We start from the raw sequence: 17719 nt of genomic DNA on the forward strand, positions 1-17719 counted from the left end.
TCCTTGTATTTCAGATTTTAAAACATCGATGTTTGGTCTGTTTATCACACACCATTTCTCATTTTAGTTAAAAAACAATCAGCATGTAAATAGTTTCCTATGGGAATTTACCTAACGTTAAAGAAAGCTCGTGGAAGAATTGAGGGTTGTTTAGGTGTGATTATTGTATTTATAAAAATGCGTATTCTACTACTTAAGTTCGAATCACCTCAGAGTTCACGCAAACGTTCACGATTTTTATTCAACACGACCCTTTGTATGTCTTGTTTTAAGTCGCTGACAGCCAATGCTTTTATCATCTTTGAGAATTTGCTAACCATAAACAGAACTCTGAGAAGTCCCTCCCTCTTGCCGTTTTGCGCTAATCCATGCATAATTTGCCAGCTTTTGTGTAGCGTTTATCAAGACTGTTTTTTTGAACGGTTAGTCACAAAAGTGAGGCTTAAAAAGAATACTTATATCAATAGACCGAATGAATCGGGAATCAGCGAACAGTGGCTAACGCGTAATGCCGCCGGGCGGTAGCGTGGAAACGCACAAACGAAATTGACAAAAGTTAACAGACATTTACTGCGCGCGTCATTCATAATGTGCAGCGGTCAGTCGACACCCAAGGAACACTTACGTGATTAATAAACGACCATGGCTAGGGGCGTTGAGTGCAATCAGCTTAGGCTTGTGCTCATTTTCTGCCTCAGCAGATTTTTATGCTGGTGCGTTAGTCAGTTACTCTAACGCTGAATTTCATCATTCCTCTTCTTCAGTAACCGAGGGAAACCCTTTCCTTCTTCAAGCGCAAGCTGGTTACTTTTTCAATGATTACCTCGCTTTTGAAGCGCGTTACGGAACCTCTGTACAACGAGACAGCGGACTGGCAGTAGACAGCCTCGCGAGTGGTTTTATCAAGTTGAATATGCCTGTCTCCGAACGTATCGCACTTTACGGACTTGCCGGTTATTCGAGCGTTCAGATCGACCAACAAAATGTAGGCTCAAATAGAGATCAAGGTTTCAGCTTTGGTTTAGGGATGCATTACGCTTTAGACAAGCAGAATGCGGTTGTCTTTGAGTTTGTTGACAGTACATCTGAAGATCAGGTTCGTTTGAACGCACTTACTCTTGGCTTCCAACACCGATTTTAATTAAAGACCTAGCGCCTAGTTTTGTGGCTAGGATTTTTAACTCCTGACTTTAAATAGCGAATTATCATGCTCAAAGGATATTTCTCGATAGGGGCTTGCATTCTGGCAAGCCTATTTGCGCCGCTTACTAATGCGCAGACTCCAACCCCAGAACAAATTCAGATGTTTCAGAACTTGCCTGCTGATCAGCAACAAGCACTGGCGAGTAAGTATGGTATCTCTATTCCATCCGGCGCTTCTTCTCAACCAAGTAGTTACCAAAATCCTCAATTGGTTGAACAACGTCCGCTTGCTAGCAGCGCGGCTGAGGAAAAAGTCGATGGCTCAGAAAAAGGCCAACAAGGTCTAAAGCGTTTTGGTTTAGATTTATTCGCAGGTTCTCCAACGACGTTTGCGCCAATCAGTGATGTGCCTGTTCCGGCTGACTACACGGTAGGAGCTGGTGATGAAATCGTTATCCAACTGTTTGGTAAAGAGAACACGACTCATCGCCTTCGCGTTAATCGTGCTGGTATCATTAATTTCCCCTCTCTTGGTCCTGTTCAAGTGGCCGGCATGACATTCTCTGATGTGCGTGATTCTCTAAATCAGCGTGTAAAAGAGCAAATGATCGGAGTTCGCAGTGATATTTCGTTGGGCGAAATGCGCACCATGCAAGTTTTTGTAATGGGTGATGCGTACAAGCCTGGCGCTTACACGGTGAGCGCCCTAACTACGATCTCTCAAGCGATTTACTACAGTGGCGGCTTTGGTGAAAGTGGTGCCCTCCGTAACGTTCAACTTAAGCGTAATGGTCAGGTGATTCGTAAGCTTGATATGTACGACCTGTTACTTAAAGGTGATGCACGTAACGACATCCGCTTGTTACCGGGAGACGTGGTCTTCATCGGTGCATTGGGTAACACGATTTCAATTGGTGGTGAAGTAAATCGCCCTGCAATCTATGAAATCAAACCAGGTGAAACCTACAAGCAAGCCATTCAAATGGCGGGTGGTTTTACGGCTAATGCTTATAGTGACCAAATCGAAGTGAAGCGTTACGCTGCGAAAGGTGCTCGCAATGCATTAACACTGAACTTTAGTCAGTCACATGACCACCAAACCAAAGTCAAAGATGGTGATGCGGTTAATGTGCTTAAGAAAAATGAAGAATTGACTCGTTACGTACAAATTGAAGGTGATGTTCGCCATCCAGGCTTTATAGAGTGGAAGAGCGGTCTAAGAATTGCTGATTTGTTCCAATCTGTTGACACCTCGTTTAATTCTACTGCAGATGTAAGCTATGCCGTTGTCGTGCGTGAGATTAACTCTCAACGCGATATCGAGGTGTACCAAGTTAACCTTGCAAATGCGATTCTTTCTCCAACGAGTAAAGATAACTTGAAGCTAAACTCTCGCGATCGAGTTTTGGTATTTAACCGCTTCAATAATGAAGATTTAGATACATTAGCGGATCAAGAGACAGTTACCAAAGCGAAAACCTTAGAGCAGGCTCAACTTCAAGCACAACAAGAGCAGCTGAAAGAGCAAGAAGTTATGAGCTCATCAGTGGCTGTTTCTTCTGCTACGTCTGTAGAAAAAAAATCCAAACAGCCAAAGATTGTGTTCCGTGGCAAAGAAATCACTAAAGACGATTTTGAGGCATTAAAACAAAACACACGAAGAACCTTGCTTGCTCCTGTATTGCTGCAACTTCAACAGCAATCGCGTCTGGGGTTAGCTCCGCAAATTGCCGAAGTCTTTGGTGAGGTAAAACATCCAGGGCGCTACCCAATCACCCCACGTATGACGATTTCTACCTTAATTGAAGCAGCGGGTGGCTTAACTTATAACGCATTTACCATCAACGCCGAATTAGCTCGTACAATAATTAACAGTAAAGATGAGCGAGCTTCTATTGATGTTGAACGTATTGATTTGCGCCAGGCCATCAAGGGTAGCACCGATGACGATGCCATTATTGTTGGCAGAGACCGCTTAAATATCCTCGAGAAGCCAAACGTCAAGCTGCAAAGCACAGTAACACTACAAGGTGAAGTCCGCTTCCCTGGTACTTATACCGTCCGTCAGGGCGAAACCTTAGGTGAACTATTAGAACGTGCTGGTGGTCTTACCGAATTTGCACATCCGCAAGGAGCTATCTTCACTCGTGAAGCATTACGCCTTCAAGAGCAAAAGCTACTAAACCAATATGCTGCTGATATGCGAGCAGAAACGGCCAAGAAAACCTTCCGTGCTGATAGTAATATGGGTTCGGTGATCTCTGACCCAGATAAAACACTGAAGTTTGTTGAAGAAGCAAGTCGTAGCAAAGCTCTTGGTCGTATGGTAGTGCAGCTTAATCGTATTCTTAAGGACGAGCGTTCTGCGGACTTTATGTTAGAAGATGGTGACTTCCTATTTGTGCCAACCTTCCGCAATACTGTTTCGATTATGGGTGAAGTTCAAGTTCCTATTACATATCTACTGGATAACAAACTAGATGTGGATGATTACTTGAACAAAGCCGGTGGCGCGAAAAAACAAGCAGACGAAGACCGTATCTTCGTAGTGCGTGCAGACGGTTCAGTATACAAACCAACGTCAGGTTACTGGTTCGGCAATAACCATGAAGAACTAAAAGCGGGCGACACCATTGTAGTGCCAATCGATACTGACTACCGCGATGCATTAAGTACCTGGACTGCAGCTACGCAAATCCTTTACCAAACAGGTGTAGCGATCAACGCGTTGAAGTAAGGAACAACAAGGTTATTCCGATCAGCTTAAAGCAAGATTAGAAATGCAATAATAGTAAGAGCTTATGTAATGATTGAAGTTACATAAGCTCAGTTTTATGAACATTATTAATCAAAACGGCAAATACTACTCTGAACACCAATAGTGGCATTATTCAGCCGTAGCCCGTCATTCCAGCGAGCCGAAGCGAGACTAAGAATCTTGTCACAGCGCGGTTATGTTTTGAAAGTCGGAGAACAATCTATCAAACTTCACCAATCTCTGAGTCACATATAACGAACCTCAGAGCTTAGGATTAAAGACCAATGGAAGCACAAAAAGAACCTACCCCAAATTATCTACCATATCCACCCCAATCCCAATCCAGTGATGATGAAATCGATTTGCGCGAATTGTTCAAAGCTCTATGGAAAGGCAAATGGATAATTATCGCAGTAACATTTATTTTTGCTATTGCCTCTGTTCTTTACACTCTGAGCCTACCAAATATCTACAAAGCAGATGCTTTGCTAGCTCCCGCAGAAAGCTCAAACGGAGGTGGCTTATCAAAAATGGCAGGTCAACTGGGGGGGCTGGCTGCTTTAGCGGGAGTGAATCTTGGGGGAAATGAGTCTTCACAAACAGACTTAGCTCTAGAGGTAATGAAGTCTCGTCAGTTTATTAGTCAATTTGTTAATAAGCATGATTTAATAGTCCCACTCATGGCAGTGAAAAATTGGGACTTAGACAATAATAAATTAGTTATTGATAAAGAAGTATATAATGTCGAGAGTGGTACATGGTTACGTAAACCCGATGGCTTACGTGGAGAAGTACCTACAGAACAAGAAGTTTATGAGGTATTTAGTAACAATGTTTTTAGTATAAATAAGGATAAAGAAAGCGGTTTATACAAATTAACCGTAAAATATTATTCTCCTTATGTTGCTCAGCAATGGGTTAACTGGCTAATTGCTGACATAAATCAAGTGATGCGTGAACGTGCTATCTCTGATGCATCGCAGAACTTAACTTACTTAAATACTCAGCTGAAGAAAACCGCAGTAGCGGACATGCAAAGTACTTTTTATAAATTAATTGAAGAGCAAACTAAGAGTTTAATGCTAGCTGAGGTTCAAGAAGAGTTTATTTTCAAAGTTGTAGACCCCGCAGTTGCTCCAGAGCTAAAATATGGACCAAAGCGCGCATTAATATGCATTGTGATTACCTTAATTGGTTTATTATTAAGTATATTCTCTCTAGTTGTGAAATATGCACTTCGTCCTAAAATGTAAGTGAGAAATAGTAAGTTTTCATCTTTATGAAAATAAAAATGGGAAATAAAAATTACCTTAATCATATAGCGTGTCTAATAAGTCTATTTAGTAAATTTTGCCTTAAAATTAGACCATGAATTTTAATTCTCTACATGTTTAATTGAGACCTATAATGAACTCTATAAAGAAATTCAATACATTTAGTGTTAATGCTCGTTGTAATCATATTGTTGAAGTAAGAAATGAAAAAGTACTAGAAGATATTAAGAGTCTTATTGGTGATTCGAATTATACAATCCTAGGAAGAGGGAGTAATATTTTATTCTTAGGCAACTATAATGGGGTTATACTATTAAATAAGTTGAAAGGTATCGAGGTTGTATATGAATGTTCAGAATACCTTGAAGTTAAAGCCTATTCTGGGGAAGATTGGGAAAGTGTAATTGACTTTTTTTTCCAAAGAAAAGTTTATGGCTTAGAAAATTTAACGTCTATTCCAGGAAGTGTTGGTGGAGCAATAGTGCAAAACATAGGAGCGTATGGGCGTGAGATCTCAGAGTTTTGTTCAGAAGTTACCTATTATGATCTAGGCTCAAAAGAAGTAATAACCTTAAAAGGTAATGAGTGTCAATTTGGTTATCGAAAGTCATTTTTTAACCAAAGTAAAAAGGCAGGTTTATTTATAATTTCAGCAACTCTTCGAGTTAAAAAAAATTGGCAGCCAAGCCTAGATCATTTAGCGTTTTCAAAAGTAAATAAAGATGCAATATCAGCCGAAAAAATAAAAGAATTAGTAGCAGAAATAAGAAGTGAGAAAATACCTGACTTTAACGTTTTAGGTAACGCTGGAAGCTTTTTTAAAAATCCAATTATTAACAAAATTAAATTAAATGAACTTCGAGCTTGTTATGAAAAAGTACCTTTTTATCCAACTAGTGATGGTAACTATAAAATTGCTGCTGCTTGGTTGATTGATCAAGCTGGCTTAAAAGGTAGAGAATGTGGTTGCGCTCGAGTTTATGAAAAACAACCGTTAATTATTGTCACGCAAGGTGAACATATTGATGGTTTTGATATCAAAAGTCTGTCTGAAATAGTAGTCAATGAAGTAGACAATAAATTTGGAGTTCGACTCGAACCAGAAGTTAAATTTATAGGTGAGTTAGAGTGAGAAAAATAATTATTGTTACATATCAAGGGTATTTTGGGCAAGGTTTAAACCTTGAAAATAGCTTAAATATAGATAAATTAAAAGAAGGTTTAAAGTATCAAGGGTTTTCTGTTGATGAAATAGAAATACATAATCTTCTAGGTGACTATCAGTTAGAAAAAGAAGCTATATATTGGATTACAAGTCATCAAAATAAAAGCGTTAAACACTACTTAAATGATATTGTATTTGGGCTTTTTCATGATTTTGATGGTGAAATGATAACAAGTTTGACTAATTATTTGAGTCATGAAAATAAAGGGCTACAGTCTTTATTGTATAATAAAGGTAAGAATATTTCTCTAGTCAGACAACAATATTTAGATAACACTCCCAAAAATCTTTCTTATCCTAAAGTCATAAAAACTATTGATGGTGCAGGTAGTCGAGGTGTTGGTTTAGTAAACTGCAATGATGACATCAAAAAATTTTTGGAAAAAAAACATAATTTTTCTATAACAATTCAAGGTTTTGTTCAAAATATTAAATTTTTGATCAAGAGGTTTACAGGGATAAAATATAATAAAGAATATGAATTATATAACAAAACTAGAGGTGGTTTTGTACTTCAAGAATTTGTTAAAGGCTTGGAGTATGATATTAAGGCACTAGTTTTCTATGACAGATGTTATTTTCTAAAAAGAACTATTAGAAGCAATGACTTTCGAGCTAGTGGTAGTGGGAAGTTTGAATTTATCGCGCCACCTAAAGAGTTGATAGAAAAAGTGTTGAATATTAGGAAGTCACTAAATAGCCCTTTTGCTTCACTTGATATGGTACTTGATGGTAATGAATACAAATGTATCGAATACCAAACAACACATTTTGGTCCTTATACTCAGATAAATGCTGAGTTCTACTTTAGTATTTACGAAAACAGTATTGCTAAAATAAAAAAAACTAATGATCTAGAATCAGATTATGTATACGCTATAAATGAATATTTGAGGAATAAATGAAATATTACAAAATAAAAAAAAGTAACTTAGTTGGTGGTGAAGTAAAAATTTCTGGTGCAAAGAATGCCATTTTACCTCTCATTTGCATGTCAATTCTATCAAACCAAAGAATTGACTATAAAAACGTGCCCAATGTTGCTGATGTTAACACTTTGCGTCAGTTACTATCTAATTTAGGTGCGTCTAGCAGTTCTGTTGAGGGAGGAAACCTCAGTATAGATACTACTGGCTTAACAAATACTCGAGCTGTATATGATGTCGTTAGAAAAATGAGAGCTTCAGTTTTAGTTATGGGGCCACTACTAGCTCGATTTGGTCATTGTGAAGTAAGCCTTCCTGGAGGTTGCGCTATCGGTACTAGACCCATAGATCTTCATTTAAAAGCTATGGAGTGTTTAGGTGCTTCTGTAGAAATTAAGAACGGTTATGTTGAAGTTTCTGCCCCAAATGGACTGCAAGGCGGAACTATCGTATTTGACAAGGTTACTGTAACAGGATCTGAGAATGCGATTATGGCTGCCGCCTTAGCAAAAGGTGAGTCACATTTAGTTAACGTGGCTAAAGAACCTGAAGTTGTCCAGTTGTGTGAAGTGTTAAACGAATCTGGCGTTAAAATTTCCGGTATTGGTACTGAAGATTTACGTATTCAAGGAACTGGCGGAAAACTACTAGAAATTTCAAATGTTGAAGTTATTCCTGATAGGATTGAAGCAGGAACGTTCCTTTGCTTGGGAGCAATTAGTAATAAACCTGTAACTGTGTGCAATGTCAATCCAGCGCATTTAGAGGCGGTCATAGATAAGCTCAAAGAAATGGGTTGTTGTATTACAATCAAAGATTCGAGCATTACAATTGAACCCTGTGACTCTCTAAAAGCTATAGATATTGTTACTACTGAATATCCAGGTTTCCCTACTGATATGCAAGCACAATTTATGGCTCTAACAACTCAAGCAAAAGGTGTTAGTACTATAAAAGAAACCTTGTTTGAAAACAGATTTATGCATGTGGCTGAGTTAAATCGAATGGGAGCAAATATTAAATTTACAGGTAACACTGCGATGGTTAACGGAGGTACTTTATTAAATGGCGCCGATGTTATGGCTACTGATTTGAGAGCTAGCGCTACATTAATTATTGCGGCATTAATTTCTGGAGAAGATACCAATATACATAGAATCTACCACTTGGAAAGAGGATACGATGATATTGTTAAAAAACTATTCGCTATCGGTGTTGATGTAGAGGTGTATGAAGAGTAAGTTTAAGAAAAACATTATGAGCACATTGGTTTTCAATGTGCTCGTTATGTTAGTGTTATTTTTCCAAGGCGTATTTACAGCAAAAACACTAGGAGCAGAAGGTAAAGGTGAGTTAGCATATATAATAAACGTTCTAAATATAATATTTCTGATATGTGGTTTTGGTGTTAGGCAAACAACATCATTTTTATTGAGAAATAGACCAAAATTAAAAAGTGAAATATGGAGTGCTCATTATTGCTTTCTGTATTTTTCTATTTTCCTAGGCTTGGTTATATTCTGTATTTTCTCTTTTTTTAAAATTGATTCTTATTATTGGTTAGGGGTGGTTATTCCCATTTCAATATACACTAACTTTAAAACTTCAGTGTTTTTGTTAGACAACAATATAAACGGAATAAATTTAAGTAAGTTTATAATATCAGTAATTCCATTTTCTATCTTTGCTATATTATTTATATTAGGTTTTGATGTTTCGGTTTATTATTATCTAATATCTTATACTTTTGCTCATATACTTAATTTAATTTACGTAACGTACTGTACTGAACCTAATTATTATCTTTTCAAGGTGTCAGATAATCTTCGTGCTAAGAATACTGTCTTTTTCAAAGCTTTTATCAGGCACTGTTTTTTATTCGGTATGCCTTTAGTACTTTTTACTTTAAACTTTAAATTAGATTACTTTTTTGTTGAATATTTCCTCGGACCTTCCTCATTGGGAATTTACTCAGTGTCCACTAGTTTAGCAGAATTGACTTGGGCAATACCTACAGTTTTATCTTTTGTTATTTTTTCAGAAGGCTTAAGTAAAAAAGGAAGTCATGCGTTTAAAATAGAAATTGAGAAAAAAGCAAAGCTTTTATCATTAGTTCTAATTCCTGCATTTATACTTTATAGTTTTATCTTATGGAAAGCGATCCCACTAATATATGGTAATGAATTTACCTTGTCAGTAATCCCTTCGATTTTTTTATTACCTGGAGCTTTGTGTATAATTATTTTTAACATTCTCCATGGTGAAGCATCCTCAAGGGGAAGGTCTGGTGATTGCATTTTACCTCTGATATTTGGTCTAATATTAAATGCAATTTTAAATATAATACTTGTTCCATATTTGGGAGTAATTGGAGCTTCAGTATCTTCAAGCTTATCTTACTTTTTTGCATTCATGCTCTATTATAGAAGGTATAGAAAGGAATAATAATGAACATTATCGGTGATGTATTTCTTGATAAGGCATATTCTTCTAATTTTGAATTTGATAAATTTGTCTTCAATCTTGAGTACCCAATTACAGAGAATTTGAGTGATCCCGCTCTAAATAAAGTTAATCTATATAGTGCAGAATCATATATTAAAGAAACTTTCAACAAAATGCCGTGTGGAGTGTTTTTAGCTAATAATCATATATTTGATTTTGGTATTATTGGCGCAAAGTCTACAATTGACTATCTAGAGAAAAATAAGATTAAATATTGTGGTATAGGAAATAAAGCAAACAATTTCAATAACCCAATGATTTTGGAGGATTGTTCTGAAAACTTGATTGAGTTTTACAACTACTGTTGTCTTAGCACTAATCCTAGTCGAGGGAGTAGTGAGATTGATGTTTCTATTTTCAATCTTAAAAAAGTACAAGAAGACTTAAGAGATTCTATTGAACATAGTATATTAAAGGTAGTTTCCATTCATTGGGGAGATGAGGAAATTAAGTATGCTAGCGATGATATGAAACTCAACGCTAGAGCATTAATTGATTCAGGTGCGGATATCATAATCGGTCATCATGCTCACGTTATTCAAGAAACAGAAATATATAAAGGAAAATATATTTTTTATGGTATTGGAAATGCGATCTTTCCGGATTTAAGCGTAAAATCTTATTATACAGAAAGTAAGAATTTTTCTATATTTGAGAAGAAACAATCTCAGAAAAATCGGGAAGGGTATTTGGTGCAAGTAAATGGTGACCAGATTAATGTTATGAAAAGCTACTTTCATAATAATTCATATAATATAAAACTTAAAGTGAATAAATTTATAAGCCCCAGTGTTATAAGTTTTGACTCTTATAGAAAATTTTTTCGTAGATATATTATGATTAAAAACTTCCTTAGATCACCAAAATTACCAGATAGAAAACGACTTGTTAGATTTTTAAAAGGTTTGGATTAGTTAATGAAGTATACGTTTGTAATAAATTCTCTTGCTATTGGAGGTGCGGAGAAGAATTGTATAGCTTTAGTTAATCAGTTTGTAGAGCAGAATCTAGATGTTGAATTACTTGTTCTTACGCAAGATATCAAAATAAAGTTGTCTGAAGTAAGATGCAAAGTGGTTATCTTTGAAAATAGAAGAGTACTTTTTTCACTTTTTGATTTGTTCCGCTATATTTTTAAAAACAGAAACAGAGTTATACTATCGTTTAATCATTTAATATCTATTATGCTCTTGCCTATTAGTAAATTATTCGGTGTAAATGTTATTACGAGAAATATAAATAATCTATCCAAATATTACTCAGATAGGACAGGGCTAGAATTAAAACTAACCAAGACGCTTTATCGGTATTGTGGGAAAATAATTTGCCAATCTGAAGGAATGAAAAATGACCTAATACAAAACTTCAGAATTAAAACTGAAAATACACGGGTTATAAATAACCCATGCTTAATTGAAAAAATTGACTTGTCAAATATGGTTATGAAAAAATGTGATAATATAAAACCTTTCATATTTTTAGGAAGACTTTCGGAACAGAAAAACCTATTTGATTTATTATATATTTTTCAGAGCTATGTTCATCGTGGTGGTCAAAGGAAATTGGAAATCTATGGTGATGGTTATTTAAAAGAGGACATAAAAAGTCTTATTATAGAATTAGGCTTGGAAGATGCTGTTTCTATGAAAGGCAATGTTGAGAATGTTATCTCTAGCATTGATAAAGCTGCTGGACTATTATTATGCTCGTTATACGAAGGCTTTCCTAATGTGTTAGTTGAGTCTATATGTAGAGGGTGTCCTATTATTTCTTATGATTGTGACTTTGGACCAAGAGAGATAATTATACCATCAATAAATGGTCTGCTTGTCCCTCATTTAAACAAAAGTTCTTTTGTAGACGCAATGTTTGAATTTGAAAAGATAGATTGGAAAAAGAAGAATATTATTGATAGTGGTGAAAGATTTAGTATCTCAAGTATCACAGATAAGTATATTGAAGAGTTAAGCAATGTCTAAGGCTATATGTATTCTAATTCCAAGATTTAAAAAGACTGGACCGGTTGAGGTAGCAACTATTCTAGCCAAAGAGTTTGTTGATGCAGGAAATGAGGTGCATCTTGTATCTGTATATGATGAAAATAACGCTAAGCTCAACATTAAAGAAGAAAAAATTAAAGTTAAGATTCTAAAAAGCATTTTTAAAGTAAAAGAACTTCGTGAATATATCAAGAAAGAGAAAATAACGGTTATTCATTCACATTGTATGATTCCTGACTTTTTAAATATGATGCTCCCAAGTGATTTGATTAGAATTAGCACTTCACATAACTTTCCTCAATTAGATTATTGTTATGAATATGGGGAAATAAAAGGGAAAATTATGGCTTGGTTGCATTTATTTGCATTTAGTCATTTGAATAATGTGGTTGGTTGTTCAGAATCTGTTTCCATCAATTTATTAGAGTTGGGGTTAAAGAATATATCAACAATTAATAATGGGGTTCGAATAAAGCAGGATATTAAAGATAAAAAAATAGGTGACAAAAATAAAGCATTAACGTTTGTTTATTGTGGTCGCCTTATCGAGAGAAAAAACCCAGTTTTGGCCTATAAGCTTTTTCAAATGATTGCAAATGCTAATGATGAATTTTTGGTTTGCGGTGATGGAGAACTTATGCAGGAAATGAAAGCTATAGAACAAAGAGATCAACGAGTTAAAATTTTGGGATTCATTGACTCTCCTGCTGATATACTTGAAAAAAGTGATATTTTTATATCGTTATCATACGCGGAAGGTTATCCGATGTCAGTTTTAGAAGCGTTATCCTTTGGTTGTAATGTTATAATTTCGGATATCCCACCACATTTAGAAATAAAAGAAAAACACTCTAAATCTAATTGTATAAGAATAGTGAAATTGGAAAATATAGGAAATTATGAATTTGAACGTAATGTTTTTCCTATTAATAATGACATTCTTTCCGAAATATCTTCAGTCACGATGGCTAAAAATTATCTGAAAATAATGAATTAACAGGTTTTTAATGAAAATACTCAGCCTAATTACGACACTTGGACATGGTCGAGGTGGTCATTTTTATGACTACGTAATCACTAACGAGCAACTAGTTGAAGATGGTCATAATGTTAGAGCCGTGGAGATCGGGTTAAATCGCTCTCCTATTATACATGATGCAAATTTAAAAAAGAGCTTTATTTATTTCAATGGAATAAATATGATCTCTATGTTGTTTAAACTTGCAGTGATAATTAGAGAGTTTAAACCAGATGTGATCCAGTCTTATGATCTTCCTTCATTTTCTGCAGCTAACTTTATTTCGATTGTTTTCAAAGTACCTGTTGCTTTCACTAAGTGCGGTGGACCGAACCCTGAAGGAAAGTCGTTTTTTCCTAGGCTGAACAACGTTATTACTTATAGTATTGAAAATTATAACTACTTCGATTGTAATAAACTATGTATACCCGGTAGATCAAAAAAAATATACACCAATTACGAGCTCTGCAATAGTATTGAAAAAAGTATCCAAGAATCTTATGGGGATTGTCTTAAAATTTTAAGAATATCAAGAATTGATGAACATTATGAAGATGTTTTTTATAAATCTATTAAGTATGTAAATAAACTTTATGAGAATGGAATAGCCGTAAAGCTTTTAATTGTTGGCGTTATTCAGTCGGAGGGTTTATTTGAAAAACTAAAAGAATATGATAAAAATAATGTTGTTTTTTGGCTTACTGATGACGTCTACACTGTAAATGCTTCCCAGTTAATTCACGTCGCTGATTTAGTTTTAGCAACTGGGCGAGGGGTTATGGAAGCAGCTAGTATTTCTAAACCCATTATGGTTTTTGATACTATGCAAGAGGATCCTATTCCATTAAATAAAGAAAACTTCCATGATTACTTTAGTACTAATTTTTCTCCTCGTTCCTTTAGTAGTAAAGCTAACGAAGTTGATTCGACAAGATTTTGTATGGAAATTAGCACAGATACAGTCTTGTCAAATAAATACAAGGAAGAAATTGAGTCATTATACTTTGAGTATTTTGATATATCTAAAGCAACACCTGTTTTGGTGAGTTTTTTAGAAAATTGTAAAAAAACTCCTGTGAGACTTCTAGGGAATAATATTCTACATCTACTAGTTACAATTCGATATTTAACAAGAATTAGGAAGTAAAGTTGAACAAGCTTGTATCGTTGATAATTTCTATAACTCTTATTTTTTGTTTTTTGGTTTATGACTTAAAAAACTCATCATTATATTTTTTCTGGATACTAGGTGGAAGTGTTATAGCTGTTTATCTTTTAAGAGAGATGCTTCGAATGAAACTAGCAAGATCTACATTGAAGCTAGTTTTATATAATACTGCTTGGTTGTTTTGGTGTCTTTTCTCTCTTAATAAGGTTATCGATCAACACGCATTTTGGTCATTTTTTATTATTACCCTATTTTATACCATTTTATGTTGTATAATAGTTCCACATATTATTTCAACACCTAACTATATTATACGGAAATCTCTTGTCTCGATTATTATGTGTTGGCTAGTGTTTTCCTTTTTAGGTTTGGTTTTCTTTGTTTTAACTGGTTCTGAAGGTGATTTTTCATCATTTTATTCTAATCGTAATGTATTCTCTTATGCATGCCTTTGTATAATTTTTGCAATGATGTTTTATCAAGAGTTCTCTGAATCTAGATTTAAGCTTGATAAAAAAATATATTTTGTGATTTTGGCTGTTCTCATTTTTTTTATTGTGATAACAAAATCAATGAAAGCTCTTTTCTCCTTGGCAATAATTTACTTTATAATTAACTCTAAGCTTTCAATAAGGAACTTATTTAAGTTCATATTTTTAGCGTTAACTTTATTTGTGTTAGTTTTTGGTTTCGAGAATCCAATTTCTGAGCGAGTCTTTACCTTCATTTATGCGTTTACAAATCCATCTACGTTAGGAGTAAGTGAAAGTTCTTATATTCGATTGAATCTTATCTTAGACGGTTTGTTGGTTATTAAAGATAATCCAATATTTGGTGTCGGTTTTAATCAATCTCAATTCTATCTTTTTCCTGACTATAATATTCTTCTTTTTGAACGAGGAGAGAAAGAGGCTATTGTTGGTCAATATAGCCATAATAATTATATAGAGGTTGCACTTAATGGAGGAATTCCTGCATTGATAATATATTATTTACCTTTGATATCTTCAGTTTATTATTTAATAAAACGTCGAGGGTTGATTACATCTCGGCAATTTAGGATGATCTTGGCAGCTATTTTTGTTAAAGTATTTTATGATTATGGAATGGTGAGTTATAAAGAATTTTTTAATATATTGTTTATAACATTTATCTATTATTTTTGTCTTGTTTTTACGAAAAGAAATATTGTTTTGGAGAGTAAATAAATGAAAGTTTCGTATCTTATGTCTCTCTATTCCAAGGAGAACCCTAAATACTTAAATGATGCCTTGTTAAGCTTAAGTTTACAGACTTATATTATTGACGAAATAGTATTAGTAATTGATGGTCCAATAACCAATGAATTGGAAAGTGTAATTTCAAAATGGAATGAGGCATTACCATTCAAGTTGTTAAGGTTAGACAAGAATGTTGGTTTAGCTCAGGCTCTTAATAAAGGCTTAGAGGTTTGTTCCAATGAGTTAGTTTTTAGAATGGATACGGATGATGTATCAGAGCCCAATCGGACTGAGTGCCAAGTTCGCTTTATGCTGGAATCTAATGTAGATATACTCGGATCGCAGGCTGTAGATATTGATGAAAACAGCAATTATATTAAAGATAGACAAGTTCCGTTTGATCACGAAACGATATCAAAATTAATTTGGTGTTGCCCAATGATTCATCCAAGTGTTTGTTTTTGGAAGTCAAGTATTAAATCCATCGGCAGTTATGCTATAGATTGTCCTCATCGACAAGATGATTACGAACTTTGGATTAGAGCTGAAAGCTTAGGTCTCAAGTTTGCCAACCTGCCACAGCGGTTAATTAAATACCGAACAGTTAAAGGATACAGAAGTAAAAATAGTTTTATGGTCGGTGTTAATAGATTTAAGTTGGGGTTACCTGCTTTGATTAAAAACGATCTGCGTCTAGTATCAATATTGTCACTTTCTTATCCGATGATTCGTTCAGTTTTGCCAGATTTTTTGTTAGATAAATTTGAAAATTGGGTGTCTTTATTTGATCCTAGAACTAAAAAGTATGAAAAATAGGCGGTTAAATAATGATATTAATTACAGGGGCAAATGGTTTTGTTGGGAGTGCTCTGCTAAGTAGATTAAATGCAAACTCTATACATGTCTTAGGTAGAAAGCTTCCTAGGGACTTTCTAGCTGATAGATTTTATAAGCAAGAGATTAACCGTTTTGAGGATTATTCAAGGGCTTTAAGTAATGGGGTAGAAACTGTTATTCACTTAGCTGCACGTGTTCACGTTATGGATGATAAAGTTACCAATCCGTTAGAAGAGTATCGTAATACAAACGTTTACGGGACTATGAACTTAGCTCGACAAGCGGTAAAGGCGGGTGTTAAGCGCTTCATTTTCTTAAGTTCTATCAAGGTAAATGGTGAGTCTACTGAGAGAGAAATGCCTTTTTGCTCATTCAGCGATTACTGCCCTGAGGATTATTATGGGCTTTCAAAGGCTGAAGCGGAGCAGGAATTATTTAAACTTGCGAAAGAGACAGGATTGGAGGTAGTTGTGATTAGACCTACGCTTGTTTACGGACCAGGAGTTAAGGCTAACTTCGCTTCTCTTTTAGATCTTGTTTACAAAGGTATACCACTCCCGTTTAGCTGCATTGATAAAAACGAGCGTAGTTTAGTCTCTGTTGACAACTTGGTTGATTTGATTGTTACTTGTATTGAGCATCCAAACGCAGTTAATCAAATCTTTTGTGTTACAGATGATAAAGATGTTTCTACTTCTAATTTGGTACATAAACTATGCCTCGCTTCAGGCAAGAAAGCGTGGCAAATTCCAGTTCCAATTTGGTGTTTTAAATTAATTGGTAAAATCTTAAATAAGACGAGTGTTGTGGAGCGATTGACTAACTCATTGCAGGTTGATATCACTCATACCAAACAAACATTAGGTTGGGTACCTCCGCAAACTTTAGAAGATGGATTGAAAAGAACTGCTGAAGCCTTCATACACTCTAAGATAAGTCGTGGTAACTAATGATTCGTATTATTGATTTTCTCGCAGCCTTTTTCGGTTTGCTTTTTTTGTGTCCAGTGTTTCTTGTTGTAACTATCATTGGTCTATTCGATACTGGGTCACCTATTTTTATCCAAGAACGTGTTGGTCGTGATAAAAAACCGTTTAAGTTGATTAAGTTCCGTACGATGTCAATAGACACTCAATCGGTTGCGAGTCACTTGGCCAGCAATGCCTCTATTACTAAACTAGGTGCGTTTTTGCGTAAGACAAAGATTGATGAGTTACCGCAACTTATTAATGTCTTAAAAGGCGAAATGAGTCTAGTAGGGCCACGCCCAAACTTGTTTAACCAACAAGAACTGATTAGTGAGCGTGATTTATTGGGTGTTTATAAAGTATTACCTGGAATTACTGGATTGGCTCAAATTCAAAATATTGATATGTCAACCCCAGTTTTGCTAGCAAAAACTGATAAAAAAATGATTGATACACTAACATTGAAAGATTACTTTAAGTACATAATGATGACTGTATCAGGAAGTGGTTCTGGTGATGCAGTAAAGTAATGAAGCAGGAAGTATTCTGATAGAGCGGCAATGGTCGCTCTTTCGCATTTTATTGCATTTATCTTTCACAAAGTCGTATCGGCATCTATTCCGTTGAGAGTTCTGTTTTCGTGTTAAACTAAAGCATACAATCTCCAATAAACCACG

The 17719-nt window shown here is 35.0% G+C and carries 15 protein-coding genes; all 15 read left to right on the forward strand.

Annotated elements, in window-relative coordinates; all coding sequences use genetic code 11:
• Positions 1-625: 625 nt before the first annotated feature.
• The 15 genes from MHO32_RS00560 (at position 626) to MHO32_RS00630 (ending at position 17572) form a co-directional block, all read left to right on the forward strand.
• On the forward strand, positions 626-1141 hold the full coding sequence (locus tag MHO32_RS00560) for a porin family protein (RefSeq protein ID WP_053315335.1): 516 nt from the start codon (positions 626-628) through the stop codon (positions 1139-1141).
• A 66-nt stretch (positions 1142-1207) separates the two neighbouring features.
• Positions 1208-3880 (forward strand): SLBB domain-containing protein, encoded by a 2673-nt coding sequence (locus MHO32_RS00565; protein ID WP_239210501.1) that lies wholly within the window; start codon positions 1208-1210, stop codon positions 3878-3880.
• A 305-nt stretch (positions 3881-4185) separates the two neighbouring features.
• Entirely contained in the window at positions 4186-5154 is a 969-nt protein-coding gene (locus tag MHO32_RS00570; protein WP_239210502.1) for a Wzz/FepE/Etk N-terminal domain-containing protein, read from the forward strand.
• Positions 5155-5308: 154 nt separating this feature from the next.
• Positions 5309-6307, forward strand: a complete 999-nt coding sequence (murB, locus tag MHO32_RS00575; protein ID WP_239210503.1) for a UDP-N-acetylmuramate dehydrogenase — start codon at positions 5309-5311, stop codon at positions 6305-6307.
• Entirely contained in the window at positions 6304-7305 is a 1002-nt protein-coding gene (locus MHO32_RS00580; RefSeq protein ID WP_239210504.1) for a hypothetical protein, read from the forward strand. The genes murB and MHO32_RS00580 overlap by 4 nt, the downstream gene beginning before the upstream one ends.
• Positions 7302-8567 carry a UDP-N-acetylglucosamine 1-carboxyvinyltransferase gene (gene murA / locus MHO32_RS00585; protein ID WP_239210505.1) on the forward strand — a complete coding sequence of 422 codons (1266 nt, stop codon included), beginning with the start codon at positions 7302-7304 and terminating at the stop codon, positions 8565-8567. The genes MHO32_RS00580 and murA overlap by 4 nt, the downstream gene beginning before the upstream one ends.
• Before the next feature lie 16 nt (positions 8568-8583).
• The gene (locus MHO32_RS00590) at positions 8584-9771 is read left to right on the forward strand and encodes a polysaccharide biosynthesis C-terminal domain-containing protein (protein WP_239210506.1); all 1188 of its coding nucleotides are present in this window, start codon (positions 8584-8586) and stop codon (positions 9769-9771) included.
• Positions 9772-9773: 2 nt separating this feature from the next.
• Positions 9774-10745, forward strand: coding sequence for a CapA family protein (locus MHO32_RS00595; protein WP_239210507.1), 972 nt, complete (start codon positions 9774-9776; stop codon positions 10743-10745).
• A gap of 3 nt (positions 10746-10748) precedes the next feature.
• Positions 10749-11810 (forward strand): glycosyltransferase, encoded by a 1062-nt coding sequence (locus tag MHO32_RS00600; protein WP_239210508.1) that lies wholly within the window; start codon positions 10749-10751, stop codon positions 11808-11810.
• Complete coding sequence (locus tag MHO32_RS00605; protein ID WP_239210509.1) at positions 11803-12828, forward strand: glycosyltransferase family 4 protein; 1026 nt, start codon at positions 11803-11805, stop codon at positions 12826-12828. Before MHO32_RS00600 ends, MHO32_RS00605 begins: the two co-directional genes overlap by 8 nt.
• Positions 12829-12838: 10 nt before the next feature.
• Positions 12839-13996, forward strand: coding sequence for a hypothetical protein (locus MHO32_RS00610; RefSeq protein WP_239210510.1), 1158 nt, complete (start codon positions 12839-12841; stop codon positions 13994-13996).
• A gap of 2 nt (positions 13997-13998) precedes the next feature.
• The gene (locus tag MHO32_RS00615) at positions 13999-15225 is read left to right on the forward strand and encodes an O-antigen ligase family protein (RefSeq protein ID WP_239210511.1); all 1227 of its coding nucleotides are present in this window, start codon (positions 13999-14001) and stop codon (positions 15223-15225) included.
• Positions 15226-16053, forward strand: a complete 828-nt coding sequence (locus MHO32_RS00620) for a glycosyltransferase (RefSeq protein WP_239210512.1) — start codon at positions 15226-15228, stop codon at positions 16051-16053.
• A gap of 8 nt (positions 16054-16061) precedes the next feature.
• Positions 16062-17024 (forward strand): UDP-glucose 4-epimerase family protein, encoded by a 963-nt coding sequence (locus MHO32_RS00625; RefSeq protein ID WP_239210566.1) that lies wholly within the window; start codon positions 16062-16064, stop codon positions 17022-17024.
• Entirely contained in the window at positions 17024-17572 is a 549-nt protein-coding gene (locus MHO32_RS00630) for a sugar transferase (RefSeq protein WP_239210513.1), read from the forward strand. The genes MHO32_RS00625 and MHO32_RS00630 overlap by 1 nt, the downstream gene beginning before the upstream one ends.
• The last annotated feature ends 147 nt before the right edge of the window (positions 17573-17719 follow it).

Origin of the sequence: Vibrio sp. MMH1-50 (genome assembly GCF_022347645.1) — a bacterium.
Taxonomy (GTDB): Bacteria; Pseudomonadota; Gammaproteobacteria; order Enterobacterales; family Vibrionaceae; genus Vibrio; species Vibrio harveyi.